The following is a 3,092-nucleotide window of genomic DNA, read 5'->3' as shown; positions in this document are numbered from 1 at the left end:
TCGGCGGCGACGTGTCCGAACTGTTGCCCGAGCCGGTCAACGCCCGGCTGCGGGAGAAACTGGCCGCCCGGTCCTGACCCGGTTCGTACCGGATAGGACGAATTGACATAATGCAGGCGTGTTCCGCTTGAGACGGGCCAGGTGCCGACACACCGGCGACGCTGCACTGTCACAGGCGTAACACCAGGCACACTAGTCACTAACAACTACGCCTGGAGGGTGTTGCCGTGTACCGAGTTTTCGAAGCGCTCGACGAACTGGGCGCGATTGTGGAAGAGGCCCGGGGCGTGCCGATGACGGCCGGCTGCGTGGTGCCGCGCGGTGACGTCCTCGAACTGCTCGACGACATCAAGGATGCGATCCCCGGCGAGCTCGACGACGCCCAGGACGTGTTGGACGCCCGGGACGCCATGCTGCGCGAGGCCAAGGAGCATGCCGATGCGATGGTGTCTACGGCGGGCGCTGAGGCCGATTCGATGGTCAATCATGCCCGCGCCGAGGCCGATCGGGTGCTGGCCGACGCCAAGTCGCAGGCCGACCGGATGGTCGCCGAAGCTCGCCAGCACAGCGAGCGCATGGTCGGTGAAGCGCGTGACGAGGCCGCCCGGGTGGCGGCCACCGCCAAGCGCGACTACGAAGCCGCCGTCGGGCGGGCGAAAGCCGAATCCGACCGGTTGATCGAGAACGGCAACATCTCCTACGAGAAGGCCGTCCAGGAAGGCATCAAGGAGCAGCAGCGGCTGGTCGCCCAGACCGAGATCGTCAACACGGCCAACGCCGAGGCCGCCCGCCTGGTCGACGCCGCGCACGCCGAGGCTGACCGGTTGCGCGGGGAATGCGACATCTACGTCGACAGCAAGCTGGCCGAGTTCGAGGACTTCCTCAACGGCACCTTGCGCTCGGTGGGACGGGGCCGTCATCAGTTGCGCACCGCCGCCGGGACGCACGACTACGCGACGCGCTGACCTGCTGGGCGTCCGGCGCGGCGAAGCCCATATCAGGTCCGGGGGGCGTCAGGGGCCACCGTAGGATTGCAGCCATGGCGCACCAAGTGAACGCCGCGGCGCGCCGGGAGCCACGATCACCGCTGGTGATCAACATCGCCCGGCTGGGCCGGCGGCCGGGGTCGATGATGACCATGCACCAGAGCGTCCCGAGCCCGACACGCATCGGCCTGGATCTGATCGCGATCGCGCCCGGCGCCGAACTGGATCTGGATCTTCGGCTGCAGTCGGTGTCGGAAGGCGTGCTGGTCACCGGATCGGTGAGCGCACCCACGGCTGGAGAGTGCGCGCGCTGTCTGACACCGGTCACCGATGCGGTCACCATCGAGTTGACCGAGTTGTTCGCCTACCCCGCCAGCGCGACCGACGAGACCGCCGACGCCGACGAGGTCAGCCGCGTCGTGAACGACACCATTGACTTGGAGCAACCGATTGTCGACGCGGTTGGCCTCGCGTTGCCGTTCGCGCCGCTGTGCCGGCCCGACTGTTCGGGGTTGTGTCCGGACTGCGGAGTCGCGCTGGCCACCGCCGAGCCCGGGCATCACCACGACAAAATCGACCCGCGCTGGGCCAAGCTGTCCTCGATGTTTGACGAGGACGCGTGAGCCTGGATCGAGCCGCGCTGTTGGCGGCGCTGGGCGTCGACCTGCCCGACGAGTTGCTCACGATGGCGTTGACGCACCGCAGCTATTCCTATGAGCACGGCGGATTACCCACCAACGAGCGGCTGGAATTCCTCGGCGACGCGGTGCTCGGGCTGTTGATCGTCGACGAACTGTTCCACCGTCATCCCGACAGCCCCGAAGGCGAGTTGGCCAAGCTGCGCAACAGCATCGTCAACACCCAGGCGTTGGCGGGGGTGGGCCGCGACCTCACGGCCGACGGGCTGGGCGCCTATCTGTTACTGGGCAAGGGCGAGGAGAACTCCGGCGGCGCCGACAAATCGAGCATCCTGGCCGACGGGGTGGAGTCGTTGCTCGGCGCCATCTATGTGCAGCACGGTCTGGCCACCACTCGGCAGGTGGTGCTCCGGCTGTTCAGCCAGTTGATCGACATCGCGCCGACCTTGGGCGCCGGGCTGGAGTGGAAGAGCAGCCTGCAGGAGCTGACCTCGGCGCGCGGCCTGGGCGTGCCGAAGTATGTGGTGAGCGCCGAAGGTCCCGACCACGACAAGGAATTCACTGCCGTTGTGCTGGTGGCCGACAAGGAGTACGGCCGGGGGATGGGCCGTTCCAAGAAGGAGGCCGAATTGCGGGCTGCCGCCGACGCCTGGACCGTGCTGGACTCCGAGTAGGTATGCCTGAGCTACCCGAAGTCGAGGTGGTTCGCCGCGGACTGCAGGCCCACGTGGTCGGCAAATCCGTTGCCGCGGTGCGGGTCCATCATCCGCGGGCGGTGCGACGCCACGAGGCCGGTCCGGCCGATCTGACGGCCCGACTGCTCGGTGCCCAGATCAGCGGCACCGGCCGGCGGGGCAAGTACCTGTGGCTGACCCTCGGGGATGGTTCGGCGCTGGTGGTCCATCTCGGGATGAGCGGGCAGATGCTCGTCGGCGAGGTGCCCAATGCCAATCATCTGCGCATCGCCGTGCTGCTCGACGACGGCACCGCGTTGAGCTTCGTCGACCAGCGTACGTTCGGTGGCTGGATGATCGCAGACCTGGTGACGGTCGACGGCACCGAGGTGCCAGTACCCGTTGCGCATCTGGGTCGAGACCCCCTCGATCCGGCCTTCGACCGTGAGCATGTCGTTACGGTGTTGCGGCGCAAGCATTCCGAGATCAAACGGCAACTGCTGGACCAGACCGTGGTATCGGGAATCGGAAACATCTACGCCGATGAGGCGTTGTGGCGAGCCAAGATCAACGGTGCCCGGCTGGCCTCCGCGCTCACCCGGCGCCGACTGGCCGAGTTGCTCGATGCGGCCGCGCAGGTGATGACCGAGGCGCTGAGCCAAGGGGGCACGTCGTTCGATGCGCTGTATGTCAACGTCAACGGCCAGTCCGGCTACTTCGACCGGTCGCTGGACGCCTACGGTCGAGCAGACGAGCCGTGCCGGCGCTGCGGTGCGGTGATGCGGCGGGAGAAG

4 protein-coding genes are annotated in these 3,092 nt (G+C 67.4%); all 4 read left to right on the top strand.

The features are described from left to right. Window positions 1–227 precede the first annotated feature (227 nt). A complete protein-coding gene (sepIVA, locus tag ACN269_RS33805; protein ID WP_421477272.1) occupies window positions 228–965 on the top strand; it encodes a cell division protein SepIVA in 738 nt (245 codons plus the stop codon). Window positions 966–1,039: 74 nt separating this feature from the next. Then, a complete protein-coding gene (locus ACN269_RS33800) occupies window positions 1,040–1,609 on the top strand; it encodes a YceD family protein (protein ID WP_421477270.1) in 570 nt (189 codons plus the stop codon). Then, complete coding sequence (gene rnc / locus ACN269_RS33795; RefSeq protein ID WP_421477268.1) at window positions 1,606–2,298, top strand: ribonuclease III; 693 nt, start codon at window positions 1,606–1,608, stop codon at window positions 2,296–2,298. Before ACN269_RS33800 ends, rnc begins: the two co-directional genes overlap by 4 nt. 2 nt (window positions 2,299–2,300) lie before the next feature. Next, on the top strand, window positions 2,301–3,092 hold a 792-nt coding region (gene mutM / locus ACN269_RS33790; RefSeq protein WP_421477266.1), incomplete at its 3' end, for a bifunctional DNA-formamidopyrimidine glycosylase/DNA-(apurinic or apyrimidinic site) lyase.

It is taken from the genome of Micromonospora sp. WMMD736, assembly GCF_049179015.1.
Lineage (GTDB): Bacteria > Actinomycetota > Actinomycetes > Mycobacteriales > Micromonosporaceae > Micromonospora.
This window is presented reverse-complemented; position numbering and strand designations above follow the sequence as displayed.